The sequence below is a fragment of the Yersinia massiliensis CCUG 53443 genome (genome assembly GCF_000312485.1).
In the GTDB taxonomy this organism is placed as follows: domain Bacteria; phylum Pseudomonadota; class Gammaproteobacteria; order Enterobacterales; family Enterobacteriaceae; genus Yersinia; species Yersinia massiliensis.
Window position 1 is genome coordinate 136,886 of the sequence record NZ_HE997643.1, and the last position, 18,909, is coordinate 155,794.

The following is an 18,909-nucleotide window of genomic DNA, read 5'->3' on the forward strand; positions in this document are numbered from 1 at the left end:
TATTAATTACGGATGAGGTTAGTGATGAATAAATTTAAATTAAGTACGTTGGCAGCGATAACCGCGACCTTTGGTTTGATGGGCTCTGCACTGGCGGATACCACCCCGCAACAGCTTGTTGATCAACTCAGTACGTTAAAAGTTAACTATAAAATATTGGATAACCGAGCCGGCGAAAATGGAGTTGATTGTGCCAAGCTGGGGGCCGATTGGGCATCGTGCAATAAAGTTATGATTACGCTGACCAACTCCGGGGATGAAATCAAAGGCCAAGATTGGGCCATTTATTTCCACAGCATTCGCCAAATTCTGGCGATAGATAACGATCAGTTCCGCATTACGCACCTGACTGGCGATCTGCATAAAATTGAACCTACGGCTAAGTTTGCTGGTTTTCCTGCCAATCAGGCAGTTGAAATCCCGATAACGGGTGAATACTGGCAGTTGTTTGCCACTGATTTTATGCCGCGCTGGTATGCCACATCGGGCGATGCGAAACCCAAAGTTTTGAAAAGCACGGATACGGAAGATATCAACGAGTATCTGACTCAGTTCACAGGCGATCAGTGGAAACGAACCAAAGACGACAACAACGTACTGATGACGCCAGAATCACGTTTCGTGAAAAACGAAGCGGTGAAAACATTGACGGCGGCTAACTTGCGTGGACAGATCATTCCCACGCCGATGGACGTAAAAGTGTATCCGCAAGATGTGAATCTGGGCCAAGGCGTTGCGTTGGATCTGAGTGCATTGCCTCAACCGACTGCCGAAGTTGTACAGCAGCGTTTCGAGTTGCTCGGCTTGAAGTCGAATGCAGCCGGTTTCCCGATAAAAACATCGATTCAACCAGCGAAATTTAAAGGTGACTTGGCGGTTTCCGGTGCTTATGAACTGAAAATTGGTGAAAAAGGTGCTCAGGTCATTGGTTTTGATCCCACAGGCGTATTTTATGGTCTGCAATCGATCCTTTCTTTAGTGCCGACCGATGGCAGCCAGAAAATTGCCACGTTGGATGCAAAGGATGCACCACGTTTTGACTACCGTGGTGTGTTCCTTGATGTTGGCCGTAATTTTAAAACCAAAGATGCGGTGTTGCGTTTGCTGGATCAAATGGCGGCTTACAAACTGAATAAGTTCCACTTCCATCTGAGCGATGATGAAGGCTGGCGTATCGAGATCCCCGGTCTACCAGAGCTGACGGAAGTGGGCAGCAAGCGTTGCCATGATTTAACTGAAAACACCTGTTTATTGCCGCAATTGGGTTCAGGCCCAGATAGCAACAATTTGGGAAGTGGTCACTTCACCCGCGCTGATTACATCGACATTCTGAAGTACGCGAAAGCGCGCCAAATTGATGTTATTCCCGAAATCGACATGCCAGCCCATGCCCGCGCCGCCGTGGTTTCCATGGAGGCTCGCTACAACAATTTGATGAAACAAGGGAAAGAGAAAGAGGCGAACGAATTCCGCCTACTGGATCCTACCGATGATTCCAACACGACCTCGGTTCAGTTCTATGAGCGCAAAAGCTACCTAAACCCTTGTTTGGATTCATCTAAGCGCTTCGTCGATAAAGTGATCGGTGAAATGGCTCAGATGCATAAAGAAGCGGGTATGCCATTAACGACTTGGCACTTCGGTGGAGATGAAGCAAAAAATATCCGGCTGGGTGCGGGTTTCCAGGATAAGAACGGTCCAATTGAACCGGGTAAAGGCATTATTGATAAGAGTGTTGAAGATAAGCCATGGGCCAAATCGCAAGTCTGTCAGGACATGGTCAAACAAGGCAAGATTCAGGACGTCGAGCATCTTTCCAGCCACTTCGCTATTGAAGTGAGCAAGCTGGTTAACGCCCATGGCATTGAAAGAATGCAAGCGTGGCAGGATGGCCTGAAAGATGCCAAAGACGCGAAAGACTTTGCGACCAAGCGTGTCGGCGTCAACTTCTGGGACACCCTGTTCTGGGGCGGCGCGGATGCAATCAATGATTGGGCCAACAAAGGCTACGAAGTCGTTGCGTCTAACCCTGATTATGTTTACTTCGATATGCCATACGAAGTTAACCCAAATGAGCGTGGTTACTACTGGGCGACCCGTTTTAGTGATGAAGCTAAAGTGTTCAGTTTTGCGCCAAATAACATGCCGCAAAATGCCGAAACCTCTGTCGATCGCGATGGTAATCACTTTAGCGCGAAAAGTGATAAGCCTTGGCCTGGTGTGCACGGTATTTCCGGTCAGTCATGGAATGAAACCGTTCGGACTGATGAGCAAATGGAGTACATGATCTTCCCTCGCGTCCTGCCGCTGGCGGAGCGTGCTTGGCACCGTGCGTCATGGGAGCAAGATTATGAAGCAGGCCGCGAATATATCGGTGGCGAAACACATCATGTCGACACCAAGGCATTGAGCACCGATTGGCAGCGTTTCGCTAATATCATGGGGCAACGTGAATTGGCGAAACTGGACAAAGCAGGTATCGCTTATCGCCTACCTGTTCCGGGCGCGCGAGTGGTATCGGGTCAACTGGAGGCCAATATCTCCTTGCCAGGTTTGAATATCGAGTATTCAACGGATGGTGGCCAACACTGGCAGCAGTATGATGCCAAGGTGCAACCAAAAGTCAGCGGTGATGTGCTGATCCGTTCAACCAGTTCAGATGGCAAGCGTACTAGTCGTGCCGAGCCGGTTAAAGCCTGATCATGGGTTTCAAAATGCTGTGTCTACTGTTAACTGCTGTTTGTCAGACTTTGCAGTAAACAAATTTAAGTGAAGTTGAGTTGATGGTTTTCCCCCGGCTTGCCGGGGTTTTTTTTGTCAAAAATGGGGAGACCCGTAAAGCAGTAAGCGATGATAAATAGGTGATGATAAAGAAGTGCGAGATGACAAAACCGGCAACAAAGAGGTTACGCAAGAGAAAGAGGGAAGGGGTATAAATAAGAATGACCACCTGAACCCTGACCAAGATTAACTGAGTTAACCGTTCGGGAAAGGTGGCCATTTTGCTGAGGGTTATGTTAACCCACTCATTCACTAACGCTATCTGAGTGAAATAAACTTAATATCATTCAGTGCTTAAAATCTTTATTAAGATCAACGCGATAACATGATGTTATCTTTTATCGTGCGCAGACTCATTTTCACGGCAATCGCCGGTTTCACAGTGGCCGTACAAATACAGGCTGTGATTGGTGAGCTTAATACCGTGTTGCTTAGAAATTTCACGCTGAAGTGTTTCAATCGCTTCATTACTAAACTCGATCACTTTGCCACAATCTAGACAAATCAGGTGATCGTGGTGGTGCTGCTGCGTCAATTCAAAGACTGATTTGCCACCCTCGAAATTGTGGCGGGTCACAATACCGGCATCATCAAACTGGTTCAGTACGCGGTAAACCGTCGCGAGGCCAATTTCCTCACCGATATCAATCAGCTTTTTATAAAGATCTTCCGCGCTGACATGATGGCATGCTGGATCTTGCAACACTTCCAGAATCTTCAGCCGGGGCAGTGTTACTTTAAGGCCAGCGTTTTTTAAGGCTTTGTTGTTGTCAGTCATGCGGATTCAGTCCTGTTACTATCGATTCAAATTAAGGCTGTTCAGCCTATGACATCCGTGGCGCAATAATTACAATTGCGTCTCATTATAGAACTGCTAGCCCCAAATGAAAACCGTGGTTGTTAACAAAGATATAATTGCACACTTTGTAAGATTAATCATGCAGTGTATTGATGAATGGGGATATAGCATCATTTTAGACTATTTACGCAACGGATAACGTTACAAATTTGTAGCGGTAAATTTTTATTTCTCATGAATGAAGATGCGGATTTGTGGGTGACTTAACAGAGCGTTGAGAAAGGGATGAAAGACAACGGAAACGCTAGGCGATGTGACACATGCCAAAGCGCTTCCGTGAGGGCGAATTAACCCGTGATTTCTGACAAATTCATCTCTTCACTGATTTGTTTGACCCAAGCATCAACACGTTCGTTCGTCAGTTCCGGTTGACGATCTTCATCGATAGCCAAACCAATAAAGTGATCGTCATCAGCCAAGCCTTTAGAAGCTTCAAAGTGGTAGCCTGCCGTTGGCCAGTGGCCGACAATCGCTGCGCCCCGTGGTTCGATGATGTCACGGACTGTCCCCATCGCATCACAGAAATACTCAGCGTAGTCTTCTTGATCGCCACAACCAAACAAGGCAACCAGCTTACCGTTGAAATCGATCTCTTCCAGTGTCGGGAAGAAATCATCCCAGTCACACTGCGCTTCGCCGTAATACCAAGTTGGGATACCGATCAGCAGGATATCGAAGGCTTCTAAGTCTTCTTTGCTGCTTTTGGCAATGTCGTGAACCTCAGCAACCTCTTTGCCCAGTTGCTTTTGGATCATCTTGGCAATGTTTTCGGTATTGCCAGTATCGCTGCCAAAGAAAATGCCTACAGTTGCCATATAACTTAATACCTTATAAATTCAATTGGTTATGCAGATTATCGCGGTTTCTGCCGAATAATATAACACATTTCATAGGGTGGCATAATGCCAGAAAACCCCGTCAGAGCAGTATCAAGTTCATGCGATATTAAATTTTTGTGAGTTGCTCAATCTTATAACCCTCTTGCCGATAATCGTTATGTAACCGAAAGGTTGCAAATTGCGGTGCCAGGGGAAACCGGCAGGTAAAAATTTGCCGGGGAAGGAGTTGTCGTTAGCTGTATGGAACGTCCTTTATTGCTTTTCGGTCATCAAATTACACCAGAGTCTCTATCGGTCATCATCCGATTTATAAGGGGAACGAACATGCAGTTTTTAAAAAATATTACCATCAGAGCAGCGTTACTTTGGGTGCTTGGCGCCTTTTGCCTGCTTTGGGGCGGCGTTTCTGCCTATACGTTGCTATCACTGAACCAACTGACGCAATCGTCGAATGCGAACAGTGTCTTGGTTGAAAACATGAATTTAGTTAATCAGGGGACAGATCAATATTTCCGTATGGTGACGCGTTTGGCGCGTTCTGTCGATTATCGTCAAAGCGGCAATATGGCGGATGCAGATAAAGAACTTAAATCGTCGAATGTCGCCTTGGAGAATTTGAAGAAGAAACTCGCAGAATTTAAAATCATCGACCATGCGCAGATTGATCCTGTGTTAGTCGCAGGGGTGATAGAGGGATGGAGCGGATTGATTGAGCAGGGAGTGACACCGCTTTATCAAGCTGCGATGGATAATAATACGGCGGTTTATCAAGAGTTAGCGAAAAAAACAGTCCCCGTATTGAGCCGCCAATATGGCACCGTTGCCGAGAATTTTAATCAGGCAGCCTCGAAAGCCATTGGCGTAGCAAAAGAGCAATTCTCGCAGCTCACAAAAATCAGCAGCATCACACTTATCTCGGCCTTGGTGGCAGGGTTAGTGATTTTACTGGCGACTGACCGCTATTTATTAGTGAACTTAGTCCGCCCGCTGGATGATATACGTGAGCATTTTCGGGTTATTGCCTCTGGTCAGTTAGGGCAGCCTATTGCTGACTTTGGCCGTAACTGTGTTGGGCAGCTATTCCCGCTGTTGCGTGACGTGCAAACCAGTTTGGTCAATACCGTTGAGGCTATTCGTAGCAGTACCGATGGGATTTATCATGGTGCGGCTGAAATCTCTGCCGGCAATACTGATTTATCCTCTCGCACCGAACAGCAGGCCGCTGCGCTGGAAGAGACAGCAGCCAGTATGGAGCAGTTAACCGCCACAGTGAAACACAATGCGGATAATGCACATCATGCCAGCCAACTGGCGGCGAATGCCTCCACCACGGCAAAAAAAGGCGGCGCGTTGGTGGCTGACGTCATTCACACCATGGATGATATCTCGGCCAGTTCCCGCAAAATTGCGGATATCACGACGGTGATTAACAGTATTGCTTTCCAAACCAACATTTTGGCGTTGAATGCGGCGGTTGAAGCTGCCAGAGCGGGTGAGCAAGGACGTGGTTTTGCGGTGGTTGCCAGTGAAGTGCGTAACCTCGCGCAGCGCAGTGCGCAAGCGGCGAAAGAGATAGATGGCTTAATTACCGAATCCGTTAACCGAGTCAAAAGCGGTTCGGCGTTGGTGGAGAGTGCTGGCACGACCATGGATGAAATTGTCCGCGCCATCACGAATGTCACTGATTTAATGGGTGAGATTGCCTCGGCTTCTGATGAACAAAGTAAAGGTATCAGCCAAGTCGGGCAGGCGGTCGCTGAAATGGATAGCGTGACCCAGCAAAATGCCGCGTTGGTGCAAGAAGCGTCTCGTGCTGCAGCCTCATTGGAAGAGCAGGCGACGCAATTAAACCGTGCTGTCGCGGTATTTAAACTGCGCTCAGATGATGAGCGGGAAAAACCGGTAGTGAAAGTGCGAACGAATCCGCTAAAAGTCGCCCCTGTCGCCGTTAAAGTGGACAGTAATGCCAATTGGGAAACGTTCTAGTTAAATAGCAGCCAAATACTGTTAGTGTTTTAGGGGGCGGGAGCGAGGGAGAACCGCGAACGCCTCTATGGCTTCAACTGTGTGGGCATAGATTGGGTTCAATACATTGGGCATCAGTAGGTAAGAAAGCAATAAATGGCGGCGTGGCGCAAAGGATTACGCCACGCCATCGTGGTCATCGAGAGGATTAAAACCTGTCTTGATCGTGGGCTAATTGAGCAAGCAACATTTGTTCAATCAGTTCACTGCGGCTGATGTTACGTTGCTCAGCAAGGCTGTTGAGCACATCGACGGCGTCAGCATTAATCTTCAATTCCACGCGGCGTAAGCCACGTACTTTATCGCGCTGTAGTTGATTTCGCTTATTAATTCTAAGCTGTTCATCACGAGATAATGGGTTGGTTTTCGGCCGCCCTGGGCGACGTTCATCTGCGAACAGATCCAGCGTCGTGCGGTCCGTTTGTTCTTTTGCCATAGGTAGCGGTACTACAAGGGATTGACATCAGAAAGCGTCATGTAGCCTTTCCAGATGATTCGGTTTACACGTTTCAGATTGATGCCCCACTCATTAGACGTTGTTGCGTTGTTTGCGGGACTCGCTCACTGGCGGCAACGCCAATTGCCCATTAACTGGGTATGAAGCAACAGCCTGAATTTGCATTTGCTACCAAACGGCGCAGCAAATTTATAGCGCGCAATAATACCCCAGCCAACCGAGCAACGACAATGCTTTACTGTGATTAGATTGAGCTAATTCGTTCTTTTCTGCACAATTTTTCCACAGGAAATACATTTCTTTTCCCCAAGGTATACTTTTTAATCAACAACAGTGGCACGCTGTATTTTTTTTATTCAGCTCGTTTTCACACTTGTCAGGTCTTCATCTATGAAGCGATGGATAGCCCGTAAGACTGAATCCGGTTTTTCAGCATGTACCCAATGACCGGTTCCAGAGACGACATGGGCACGAGCTTGTGGGAACTGGCGGGCAATTTCATCGCGATGTGAATCCTGAATATAGGGTGATAACTCACCACGAATAAACAAGATAGGGTGGGGCCAAGGAGGAATGGGCTGCCAGCCGACAATATTCTCGTATTGGTCCCACAGTGCTGGCACATTAAAGCGCCATTCGCCGTTTTGGAATGACTTCAGCAAGAACTGAATCACACCTTCTTCCTTTATGGATTCGCGCATCAATTGGGCCGCTTCCTGTCGCTGAGTGATCCCTGCGGCACTGACTGCATTGAGCGCGGTAAATATTTGGTCATGGCGGCGTACTTGATAATTAACTGGGGCCACATCAATCGCGACCACTTTCTCAATGCGGTCTGGTGCAATGGCTGTCAATGCCATGGCCACTTTCCCCCCCATCGAATGGCCGATAATAATGGCTTTCTCTATCGCGAGCTGATCCATTAATTCCAGCAGGTCTTGCGCCATATCCGCGTAATTCACTTGTGGAGAACGGGGCGATAAGCCGTGGTCGCGCAAATCAACCGCGATCACGTTATGGTCTTTTTGTAGATCGCGGGCTAGGACTCCCAGATTATCTAAGTTACCAAATAATCCATGGATCAAAATAATGGGCAACGATGGCGTGGAAGAAAGTGCGTTTTGTAAGCGGAAGTTTAATTTCATGGCGAAGTTCATGCTAAGAGATATTCTGGTTAGGGTATCATGATTAAGCGAAGGTATGCTGCGCAGGCGTTTTATCAGGTCACTGTTTATCAGATCATGATTTATCAAGTGATGTTTTATCAGATCGATATTGGGCAGAACAGGTGGCGTCTTGAGTGATGGCGGGAGGTACGGATTATTATCCCGCTAAAGCCATGATAAAGGTACTCGTCAGCGCGCTTTAACTTTATAATCCCTCGATATGCATAAGAAAGTTGAAAACTGTACTGGATAATGATGAAAACTATTGAACTCGACGAAGAGCTTTATCGCTATATTGCCAGTCACACGCAACACATTGGTGAGAGCGCGTCTGATATTTTGCGACGTATGCTGAAGTTTACTGCCGGCCAGCCGGTTGCTAGCTCAACGGCTAGCCACGATGGGGTGAAAGTGGCAGTCGCACCAGCACCACGGGATCGGGTTCGTGCTGTGCGCGAATTACTGCTGTCCGATGAGTATGCCGAGCAAAGCCGAGCGGTTAACCGCTTTATGCTAGTGCTATCAACACTCTATACCCTAGATGCTCAGGCATTTGCTGAGGCGACGGAATCATTACATGGCCGTACTCGGGTTTATTTTGCCGGTGATCAGCAAACATTATTGCAAAATGGGACGCATACCAAACCCAAACATGTTCCTGGTACACCATACTGGGTAATCACCAATACCAATACCGAGCGTAAACGCAGCATGGTGCAACACATCATGTTGGCTATGCAGTTCCCACAAGATTTGGCTGATAAAGTGTGTGGAACTATCTAATTTCGTTGAAACTATACCTGATAGATTTCAATATACAGACGGGCTGTGAATGATTGCGGCTAACCTATTCTGCACTTTGAAAGATAACGGGTATATAGGGAGTAGTGATTGTGGCTAACCACCCTCGTGCTGGGCAAGCGGCTCAGCAAAGCGATTTGATTAATGTTGCTCAGTTGACCTCGCAATACTATGTGTTGCAGCCAGATGCAGAAAACCCAGCCCATGCCGTCAAGTTTGGAACGTCTGGGCATCGTGGTAGCGCAGTACGCCACAGTTTTAATGAAGCACACATTCTGGCTATCGCACAGGCAATAGCCGAAGTTCGTCACCAACACGGCATTACGGGCCCGTGTTATGTGGGTAAAGATACCCACGCATTGTCTGAACCGGCGTTTATTTCGGTATTGGAAGTGCTGACGGCAAACGGTGTCGATGTTGTCGTGCAGCAAGACAACGGTTTCACCCCTACGCCCGCTATTTCGCATGCCATTTTGTGCCATAACGTTAAAGGTAATACCTTAGCGGACGGCATTGTTATCACTCCGTCCCACAATCCGCCTGAAGATGGTGGTATCAAATATAATCCACCGAATGGCGGCCCAGCCGATACCAATCTGACCTCCGTCATTGAAAAACGCGCTAATCAGCTGTTGGCTCTGAAGTTAGATGGTGTTAAGCGTCAGACGCTGGATAAAGCGTGGCGCGGTAACCATCTGCGTGAACAAGATTTGATTCAGCCGTACGTTGAAGGGTTGGTCGATGTGGTCGATATCCCCGCGATTCAACGTGCAGGCTTGAAGTTAGGTGTTGATCCCTTGGGGGGCTCAGGCATTGCTTACTGGCAACGCATTGGTGAGCACTATAAGTTGGACCTAACGCTAGTCAATGATTCTATCGATCAAACCTTCCGTTTTATGCATCTTGATCACGATGGTGTGATCCGCATGGATTGCTCGTCAGAATCAGCGATGGCAGGTCTGTTGGCATTACGTGACAAATTTGATTTAGCCTTCGCCAACGATCCCGATTACGACCGTCATGGCATTGTGACCCCAGCCGGCTTGATGAATCCAAATCATTATCTCGCGGTATCGATTAAATATCTGTTCCAACATCGTCCACAATGGGGCGCTGATGTGGCGGTGGGTAAAACGCTGGTGTCCAGTGCGATGATTGACCGAGTGGTGGCTGATTTGGGCCGTAAGCTGGTCGAAGTGCCTGTTGGCTTCAAATGGTTTGTCGATGGGTTACACGATGGGAGTTTTGGTTTTGGTGGTGAAGAAAGTGCTGGGGCCTCTTTCTTGCGCTTTAACGGCACCCCTTGGTCTACCGACAAAGATGGCATCATCATGTGTCTGTTGGCGGCAGAAATCACCGCTGTGACCGGTAAGAACCCGCAACATCATTATGATGAATTAGCGCAACGTTTTGGTGCGCCAAGTTATAACCGTATTCAGGCTCCAGCAACGCAGGCGCAGAAAAATGCCTTGTCTAAGTTGTCACCTGAAATGGTGAGCGCGAGTATGTTGGCGGGTGACCCTATCACTGCACGTTTAACCACCGCACCAGGTAATGGCGCATCAATTGGTGGATTGAAGGTGATGACGGATAACGGTTGGTTCGCTGCTCGTCCGTCAGGCACGGAAGAAGCGTACAAAATTTACTGTGAAAGTTTCCTTGGCGCAGAGCATCGCGAAAAGATAGAGCGGGAAGCCGTCGATATTGTCAGTGATGTGCTGGCTGGCGCTAAATAATCAGCAATAGTCATTCGATTGAAAGGCAGCCTATGTGCTGCCTTTTTTATTGTGTTCAATTCACGAAAATCAGCCTAATGCCACCATCAACGCACCGGCGGTAATCAAGGCGACGCCCAATCCAGCCACCAGCGAAATCTTCTCACCGAAAAGAATAAAGGCCAAGATCACGGCGAAAACGACACTGAGTTTATCAACCGGCGCAACCTGCGAAACATTGCCGTTCTTAATGGCCATAAAATAGAACAGCCAAGATAATGCCCCAGCGACGCCACTCAGCACCACGAACAAGAGGGCTTTTTTATCTGCCAGCACCGCGCCAACCAGATTAAATTTCCCCTGAACCACCACCACCCCGACTAAAAACAGTGCCATGACCACAGCACGTACAGCGGTGGCTGTATTGGCATCCAAATGTTGCAGACCAATCTTACCGAAAATGGCGACCAGAGAGGCGGTGAGGGCAGACAGCAGGGCGTAAATTAGCCATGTACTCATCACGATAAATCCATTTCTACAATAAAAATACGATGTTACGCGCTGAGATACCCTTTGCCTACCTTATTTTGGACGATACATTAGGCATATTATGGTTGAGCCAATGAATGAATAAAATTGACAGCATTTTTGGGGATGAATCTATGGCCTGAATGGCTTTCTAATGTTTGGCCTTCTTGCATTGATATCATCTCTGTCAGCATAGCAAGATCATTTTCGGTGTTAAACGTCGCCATTTTAGGCGTGAAAATAGATGAGACTTTGATAACGCCATATGCAGTTTCATGTCTGAGCATGAAGGAGATATCATAATCTTCAATTTCACCGAGGTCCTGAGTTCGCTCAGCAAAAATATTAGGTATCTTTATTCTAAGATTAGCAGGGCCATTGCCAGGGAGTGCTTTGGTTTCCAACCAGTTAATTCTAGGTCCATCTTGACTTAATTGATCTTTAACTAAAATACGTAAATCATCACCCTTTAGCTTACTGGTAATTAACATGTGTGAACCGTGTCGACTAAAGGATAAATTGGCAAGAAAATGTTCATAGAGGACAAGTGTATTATTGTTCTCTGCGACTTCATTTATTATATTGGCACCATCACCAAAGTAAAAACGGTAGGTGTCATCTCCTTTACCACCGTCTAAGAAATCATTCCCTCCTCCTGAAACTATGGTATCGTCACCCTCACCGGCAAATACATGATCATTGCCGATGTTTGTTTTGTTTATAGGGTTGTCGAGGTACTCTTCATTATCACTCTCTATCAGGTCATCGCCATCACCACCGAATATTAAGTCATTACCATTACCACCAAACAGAAAGTCATTATCTGCACCGCCAGAAATATAATCATTCCCTGCGTTACCCACGATAAAATCTTTGTGATCTCCCCCTAATAAGATGTCAGCACCTTCTCCACCCAAAATAGAGTCAGCCCCATCTTTTCCAATAATAGTATCATTACCTTTACCTCCAACTAATTGATCATTAGTGTTGCTGCCAATAATCATATCATTATCGTCACATAAATTAAGTTGGCAAAGATAATTTGACCTTGTTATTGTCATGTTTCTGTTGTTTTCTTTTATTAGTTTTTCAACGAGCGTCATTTTTGTATTTTCTGTGGTTTTCATAATATTCCTCTAGCGATTTACTGTAGCATCCTAGTAAGAATATCTTTTTTCTCAGTGGGGGCGAGTGGATTATTATTATGAATGCTTATTAAAATTTAAAAAATTAATTTCTATAACTTTAAAAATAACTAATTTAATGCACATATAATATTTAATTAACTAATTAAAAAATGAACCGATAGCCAACACCCGTTTCAGTCAATAAATGTTTTGGCCGAGTGGGGTCCGTTTCTAATTTTTGGCGCAAATGGCCCATGTAAATGCGCAGATAATGGCTATGTTCAACATAATTTGGCCCCCAGACTTGGGTGAGTAACTGGCGTTGTGTGATGACTTTGCCAGCATTGGCTATTAAGGCTGACAGCAAGCGAAACTCAATGGGGGTGAGGTGCAAACTTTCACCCGAACGGGTGACTTGGCGGTTAATCAAATCCACGCTGATATCGGCAAAATTGACCAATGGGGTTTCTTGGCTGCCACTACTATGACGGCGTAATGCCACTCGCACACGGGCCAATAATTCGCTAATGCCAAAGGGTTTACTCAAATAGTCATCCGCACCCGCATCCAATGCCAATACCTTGTCTTCTTCATTGCTACGAGCCGATAGCACGATAATCGGAATGGCGCTCCACTGACGAAGATCCTGAATGTAAGTCAGACCATCGCCATCGGGTAGGCCCAAATCTAAAATGATCAGATCCGGCTTACGCGTACCTGCTTCAATCAAGCCTCGTTGAAGGGTATCGCTCTCAAATACTCGCCAGCCCTCGCTCTCCAACGCAATACGTACAAAGCGGCGGATCTCTTTTTCGTCTTCAACGATGAGGATATTAGTTGGGGTGATAATGACTCCTTTCGCCTAACATCATTAGGCTATTTTATTTGCCATTTTGAACCTGGGCAGTGCTCTGAATCCTCACGTACTTCGTGTACGCTCCGGTTCTTGCGCGCTGTCCGTGTCCAAACTGGCGGCAACAATGACGCCCACTGAGATAGGCTCCTTTCGCCTACCATCATTAGGCTGTCTTATTTCTCATTCTTTGTTGTATCAATGTACTCGATATCAACATTATCAGCATCAATATCCGGTGCGGCTTCCAACGGCAAGGTAAAGTGGAAACTTGCACCTCCCTCAGCGTTTTTCTCAACCCAAATACGCCCGCCGTGTACATCAATGATGGCACGGCAAATGGCCAGTCCTAAACCTACACCAGGGATCGCTGACTCTTTGTTACCGCGAGAAAATTTATCAAAAATTAGCTGCTCTTGCCCCACCGCGACGCCAGAGCCATTATCCCAAACTTCGATATTGAGCCATTCGCCTTGGACGACCGCTCGAATACCCAACAAGGCATCATAACCTGCATATTTATGAGCGTTCTCGAGTAAATTGATAAATACCCGCTCTAGCAAGCTACCGTCACAATTGATCAGCACCATTTCATCCGGTAACTCGACACGAATTTGGTTATGGCTGAGCGTGGCTTCCAGCAGATGCAATGCGCTGCCAACAATTTCTTCTAATGATTGCCACTCCTTACGCAGACTAAAACCGCCAGATTGAATACGCGCCATATCCAGTAAATTGTTGACCAACCGAGTGGTACTCAGCACTTGTTGACGGATTTGGTTAGCCTGAGGGGCATGACGTGATCCTTCAGCAGCCAGATCCAGCGTCAATATTTCTGCCTGCCCGAATAGCACTGTCAGTGGGGTGCGCAAATCATGTGACAGCGCGGCAAGCAGTGAATTACGCAGTTGCTCCCGTTCGGCATCCAACTTAGCCAATTCAGCACTGCGGGCCAGATGCAGCCTTTCCAACGCATTGGCGATTAGACTGGTGAAGGTTTGCAATAACCGCTGCTGTTCCGGCACCATCAATTGGCGCAAATTAGCCGGCTCTATCGCCAACACACCAAAAGTTTGTTTTGCAGCCGTCAGCGGCAGTAACTGATAAGGCACGCCCGGTAAGGTATCTGTCCCTGCACCAGCAGGTGCACCTTTATCAAAACTCCAACGGGCGATGGCCTCGTCAACAGAAAGGGGGCTGCCCTCATCGGTGGCGATTTGCAGCAAACGGCCGTCTTCCTGCGGCAGCAACAAGTCCGTTTTAGCCTGAAAACTGCTTGAGAGAAAATGGCGGCTGGTTTTGGCAATATCCGCAGGGGTGAGGGCGCGGTTTAATCCTCGTGACATCTCATATAAATGTCGGGCGCGTTGTTCACGATAGCGGGCAATTCTGGCTTGATAGCGTACGCCCGCAGTGAGATTACCGACCACAATCCCCACAATCAGCATCACACCAAAGGTCACCAGATATTGCACATCTGTGACCGCCAAAGACCAGTGTGGCTGCACAAAAAACAGATCGAAACTGGCGACATTGATCACCGCTGCCAAGACCGAAGGCCAGCGGCCATAGAATAGGGCAATAATGACCACGCCAAGCAGGTAAACCATCACCAAGTTGGCTTGATCGAAACCGGGAATTAACCATTGCGATAGAACGGTAATCAGCGCGCATAAACCGATGGCCGCGGCACAGCCACGCAACTGCATCCGCCACTTTTCCGTGAAGCTACGTGAATCGTTCTCTTTCGTCACATTGGCGGCACGATCATCTTCCAACGCGATAATCACCAAATCCAGATCGGGTCCTAATTTGCCCAGGCGATCGGCAAAACTGCCGCGCAGTTTCCACTGTTTTTCGACCCGACGGCCGATAATGATTTTGCCTAAATTATGTTCACGAGCGTAGCGTAATACCGCTTTTTCTTCTTGAGGTTCAGACAGCGTAGCGGTTTCTGCACCCAATTCTTGCGCCAGTTTCAACGTGCGCAATATTGCCCGACGACGCGCTTCGGGCAAACCGTGCAAGCGCGGAGTTTCCACATACACGGCATGCCAGACACACCCTAATCGGGCAGCCAGTCGAGCAGCCGTACGCACCAGTTTTTCATTACCGCTGTTGTGACCGATACACAGCAAGATGGCATCACGAGTATGCCAGACGCGCTCGCGCCCCTGAGTGTCACGGAAAGCGCGCATCTGGTCATCAACCCGATCGGCGGTGCGGCGCAAAGCCAGTTCGCGTAGGGCGATTAAGTTACCTTTGCGGAAGAAATGCTCAATGGCGCGTTCCGCCTGACCTGAAATATAGACTTTCCCTTCATTTAAGCGCTGGCGCAGATCATCCGGAGGCAGGTCAACCAAGACCACTTCGGTAGCCTCATCAAACATATGGTCGGGGACGGTTTCCCGCACCCGAATCCCCGTTACGCCGCCCACCACATCATTGAGACTTTCTAAGTGCTGCACATTCACGGTCGTTAGCACATCAATGCCAGCATCAAGCAGTTCTTCGACATCTTGCCAACGTTTGGGATGGCGGGAACCGGGGGCATTACTGTGTGCCAGCTCATCCATGAGGATCAAGGCCGGATGGCGTGCCAGTGCGGCATCGAGATCGAACTCACGGACCTGACGGTTGCGGTGGTGGATGCGTTTTGGCGGCAGCGAGGTTAACCCCGCCAATAAAGCGGCAGTTTCACTCCGTCCATGTGTTTCGACGACCCCAATCAACACATCTAGCCCTTGAGCCCGCAGCCGTTGAGCTTCTTGCAACATGGCGTAGGTTTTACCCACCCCAGCACAAGCGCCGAAAAAAACTTTCAGCCGACCACGGGGCTTTTCATTGGCGACGGCCAGTAAGCTGTCGGGATTTGGGCGGGTTGGTTCTGCATCCACCATCATGTGTCCTTAAGGTTGGGTCGGGGTAGCCGGTACTGATACGTGACTTTGGGCGTCCAATGCGATATTCAGGTTTAACACGTTAACGACTGATTCGCCGAAGAAATTCGGTGTGGCTTTCTCTACGCTGCTATCAATCAATTGCTTGACCTCAGATAACGGCATCTGGCGGATGTTAGCAATACGAGGCGCTTGATAATACGCCGCTTCCAGCGAAATGCTGGGGTCTAGGCCACTGCCAGAAGCGGTGACCAGATCAACCGGCACTGGACCCGTTTGCGTTGGGTTAGCTTTACGCTGTTGCTGAATTCGCTCATGAATAGCCTGATCCAGTGCTGGGTTGCTAATCGCCAGATTGCTGCCGCCTGAAGCCAGTGCATTATAAGGCATATCCGCCGTCACCGATGGGCGGCCAACAAAATAACCTGGTTGGGTAAAGTGTTGGCCGATCAAACTCGAACCGACCACTTCACCGTCTAGCATCACGAGCGATCCCTTGGCTTGGTGGGAAAACAAGATATTTGCCAGCCCTGTGGTGAGTAATGGGTAAGCGATGCCGGTGATCAGCGTCAGCAAAATAAGGAGTACTAGGGCAGGCCGTAAGTAAGATTGGCGTGCGGTAGATGACACATTGATGGTCGATGACATCTTTTATTCCCTCAATATAGAACTTAAAAACAGATAGAACTTAAAACCGGCCACAGCGTGAGTTTGCTGCGGCCACTTAAATGACTAAAACCACGAACGGGTGATGACCACAATAAAATAGGCGCGACTAGCCGACACTTAACGCTGTGAGCACTAAGTCGATCAGTTTGATGCCGACAAAAGGCACTAACAGGCCACCTAATCCATAGATCCACAGATTACGGCGCAACAGAGCGGCGGCGCTCATCGCCTTATAGCTGACCCCTTTAAGCGCCAGTGGGATCAGGAACACAATCACCAATGCGTTAAAAATCACCGCCGACAAAATGGCTGATGCGGGTGAATGCAGTTGCATCACGTTCAGCGCGTTAAGTTGCGGATAGGTCGCCGCAAAAGCGGCGGGGATGATGGCGAAATATTTAGCGACATCGTTGGCGATACTAAACGTGGTCAGGGAACCTCGGGTCATCAGCATCTGTTTCCCGATATGCACCACCTCAATCAACTTGGTAGGGTTTGAATCCAAATCCACCATGTTGCCTGCTTCTTTGGCGGCCTGAGTCCCTGAGTTCATCGCCACAGCCACATCTGCCTGCGCCAGCGCAGGGGCATCGTTGGTACCGTCCCCCGTCATTGCCACCAAGCGACCTTCTGCCTGATATTGACGAATCAGTGCCAGTTTGGCTTCAGGTGTTGCTTCGGCGAGAAAATCATCCACACCCGCCTCAGCCGCAATGGCCGCCGCGGTTAAGCGGTTATCACCGGTGATCATCACGGTTTTGATGCCCATTTTGCGCAGTTCAGCAAAACGTTCTTTGATGCCGCCTTTGACGATATCTTTCAGCGCCACGACGCCAAGCACCCGTGCCCCATCAGCCACGACTAATGGTGTGCCGCCTGTGCGAGCAACACTTTCTACCGCATCATCGACAGCGCGCGGGAAGTGGCCATCATTGGATTCCACATGGCGACGAATAGCATCGACCGCGCCTTTGCGGATCATCCGGTCCTGCACATTAACGCCGCTCATCCGTGTTTGCGCTGAGAAGGGCACAAAGGTGGCATTTAAGCTGCGTAAATCACGTTCACGCAAGTTAAAGCGTTGTTTCGCTAACACGACAATGCTGCGGCCTTCAGGCGTTTCATCTGCCAGTGAAGAGAGTTGCGCGGCATCTGCCAGTTGTTGTTCGGTGACTCCCGGTGCGGGTAAAAACTCTGATGCTTGACGGTTGCCCAGCGTGATGGTGCCGGTTTTATCCAGTAGCAACACATCCACATCACCGGCGGCTTCCACGGCACGACCGCTGGTGGCGATCACATTTGCCCCTAGCATGCGGCTCATACCCGCCACCCCAATGGCGGACAACAAGCCACCAATCGTGGTTGGGATCAGGCAAACCAGTAGCGCCACCAAAACCGTAATGGTCACCGGATCACCGGCATGATTGGCTTCAATGCTGAATACGGAGAACGGATACAGGGTCGCCGTCGCCAGTAAAAAGACAATCGTCAGTGCCACCAGCAAGATGGTCAGTGCCACTTCGTTAGGCGTTTTACGCCGTTTTGCACCTTCAACCATGGCAATCATTCGATCGAGGAAAGTTTCACCTGGGTTGACGCTGCACTGCACCACTAGCCAATCTGATAACACACGAGTCCCCCCTGTGACGGAAGAGAAATCGCCACCAGATTCGCGGATAACCGGTGCGGATTCACCGGTAATGGCGCTTTCATCGACTGATGCGCCGCCTTCCAGTACTTCACCGTCGCATGGCACGGTATCACCGGCCTCGATCAGCACTAAATCACCTTTGCGCAAGCTGTCGGCAGAGACCCTTTCCTGCGGTGCGTCCATACGGGCGGCGGACAACTTTTTAGCCCAACTGGTTTTTTTCACCCCGCGTAGACTTTCAGCCTGCGCTTTACTACGTCCTTCCGCTAAGGCTTCTGCCATGTTGGCAAACAGCACGGTAAACCATAACCATACGGCGACACTGCCGGTAAAACTGGCGCTACCGGTGGTTTGCCCACTTAAAATGGCCAGCCAGATAAGGGTCGTCAGCCAACTGCCCAGATACACCACGAACATCACTGGATTACGCCACTGGACGCGCGGATCCAGTTTCTTAATGGCATCAATCAGCGCCGTACGAACCAGTGCCGGTTCAAAAATCGCGCGTTGTTTGTGAGTCATCATTCTTCTCTCTTAG

Annotated in this window: 14 protein-coding genes; 4 read left to right on the plus strand and 10 right to left on the minus strand. The window is 48.6% G+C overall.

Annotation, left to right across the window (positions count from 1 at the left end; genetic code table 11):
• The first annotated feature begins 24 nt into the window (after nt 1-24).
• The gene (locus BN68_RS00790; protein WP_019209248.1) at nt 25-2,700 is read left to right on the plus strand and encodes a beta-N-acetylhexosaminidase; all 2,676 of its coding nucleotides are present in this window, start codon (nt 25-27) and stop codon (nt 2,698-2,700) included.
• A 412-nt stretch (nt 2,701-3,112) separates the two neighbouring features.
• On the opposite strand, the gene fur is transcribed toward BN68_RS00790, so the two are convergent.
• Together fur and fldA are read right to left on the minus strand one after the other, a co-directional pair.
• On the minus strand, nt 3,113-3,559 hold the full coding sequence (fur, locus tag BN68_RS00795) for a ferric iron uptake transcriptional regulator (RefSeq protein WP_019209249.1): 447 nt from the start codon (nt 3,557-3,559) through the stop codon (nt 3,113-3,115).
• Nucleotides 3,560-3,927: 368 nt separating this feature from the next.
• On the minus strand, nt 3,928-4,455 hold the full coding sequence (fldA, locus tag BN68_RS00800; RefSeq protein WP_004875620.1) for a flavodoxin FldA: 528 nt from the start codon (nt 4,453-4,455) through the stop codon (nt 3,928-3,930).
• 348 nt (nt 4,456-4,803) lie between these two features.
• Here fldA and BN68_RS00805 point away from each other — a divergent pair, with 348 nt between their 5' ends.
• Nucleotides 4,804-6,465, plus strand: a complete 1,662-nt coding sequence (locus BN68_RS00805; RefSeq protein ID WP_019209250.1) for a methyl-accepting chemotaxis protein — start codon at nt 4,804-4,806, stop codon at nt 6,463-6,465.
• A 187-nt stretch (nt 6,466-6,652) separates the two neighbouring features.
• Here the strand turns inward: BN68_RS00805 and ybfE are convergent, their stop codons facing one another.
• Together ybfE and ybfF are read right to left on the minus strand one after the other, a co-directional pair.
• Nucleotides 6,653-6,940, minus strand: coding sequence for a LexA regulated protein (ybfE, locus tag BN68_RS00810; RefSeq protein ID WP_019209251.1), 288 nt, complete (start codon nt 6,938-6,940; stop codon nt 6,653-6,655).
• A gap of 377 nt (nt 6,941-7,317) precedes the next feature.
• Nucleotides 7,318-8,106, minus strand: a complete 789-nt coding sequence (gene ybfF / locus BN68_RS00815; RefSeq protein WP_042806351.1) for an esterase — start codon at nt 8,104-8,106, stop codon at nt 7,318-7,320.
• A 276-nt stretch (nt 8,107-8,382) separates the two neighbouring features.
• Between ybfF and seqA the strand changes: the two genes are divergently transcribed.
• Together seqA and pgm are read left to right on the plus strand one after the other, a co-directional pair.
• Complete coding sequence (gene seqA / locus BN68_RS00820) at nt 8,383-8,910, plus strand: replication initiation negative regulator SeqA (protein WP_019209254.1); 528 nt, start codon at nt 8,383-8,385, stop codon at nt 8,908-8,910.
• 110 nt (nt 8,911-9,020) lie between these two features.
• Nucleotides 9,021-10,664, plus strand: coding sequence for a phosphoglucomutase (alpha-D-glucose-1,6-bisphosphate-dependent) (gene pgm / locus BN68_RS00825; RefSeq protein WP_019209255.1), 1,644 nt, complete (start codon nt 9,021-9,023; stop codon nt 10,662-10,664).
• Nucleotides 10,665-10,733: 69 nt separating this feature from the next.
• Here pgm and BN68_RS00830 read toward each other — a convergent pair whose 3' ends face one another.
• From BN68_RS00830 to kdpB, 6 genes are all read right to left on the minus strand, one after another.
• Nucleotides 10,734-11,162, minus strand: coding sequence for an EamA family transporter (locus BN68_RS00830; RefSeq protein ID WP_019209256.1), 429 nt, complete (start codon nt 11,160-11,162; stop codon nt 10,734-10,736).
• 89 nt (nt 11,163-11,251) lie between these two features.
• On the minus strand, nt 11,252-12,298 hold the full coding sequence (locus BN68_RS22860) for a calcium-binding protein (protein ID WP_019209257.1): 1,047 nt from the start codon (nt 12,296-12,298) through the stop codon (nt 11,252-11,254).
• Between the two features lie 163 nt (nt 12,299-12,461).
• Entirely contained in the window at nt 12,462-13,145 is a 684-nt protein-coding gene (gene kdpE / locus BN68_RS00840; protein WP_145513518.1) for a two-component system response regulator KdpE, read from the minus strand.
• Between the two features lie 182 nt (nt 13,146-13,327).
• A complete protein-coding gene (gene kdpD, locus BN68_RS00845; RefSeq protein WP_019209259.1) occupies nt 13,328-16,051 on the minus strand; it encodes a two-component system sensor histidine kinase KdpD in 2,724 nt (907 codons plus the stop codon).
• Between the two features lie 9 nt (nt 16,052-16,060).
• Complete coding sequence (kdpC, locus tag BN68_RS00850; protein ID WP_019209260.1) at nt 16,061-16,699, minus strand: potassium-transporting ATPase subunit KdpC; 639 nt, start codon at nt 16,697-16,699, stop codon at nt 16,061-16,063.
• Between the two features lie 127 nt (nt 16,700-16,826).
• Entirely contained in the window at nt 16,827-18,893 is a 2,067-nt protein-coding gene (gene kdpB, locus BN68_RS00855; RefSeq protein WP_042806464.1) for a potassium-transporting ATPase subunit KdpB, read from the minus strand.
• Nucleotides 18,894-18,909 lie beyond the last annotated feature (16 nt).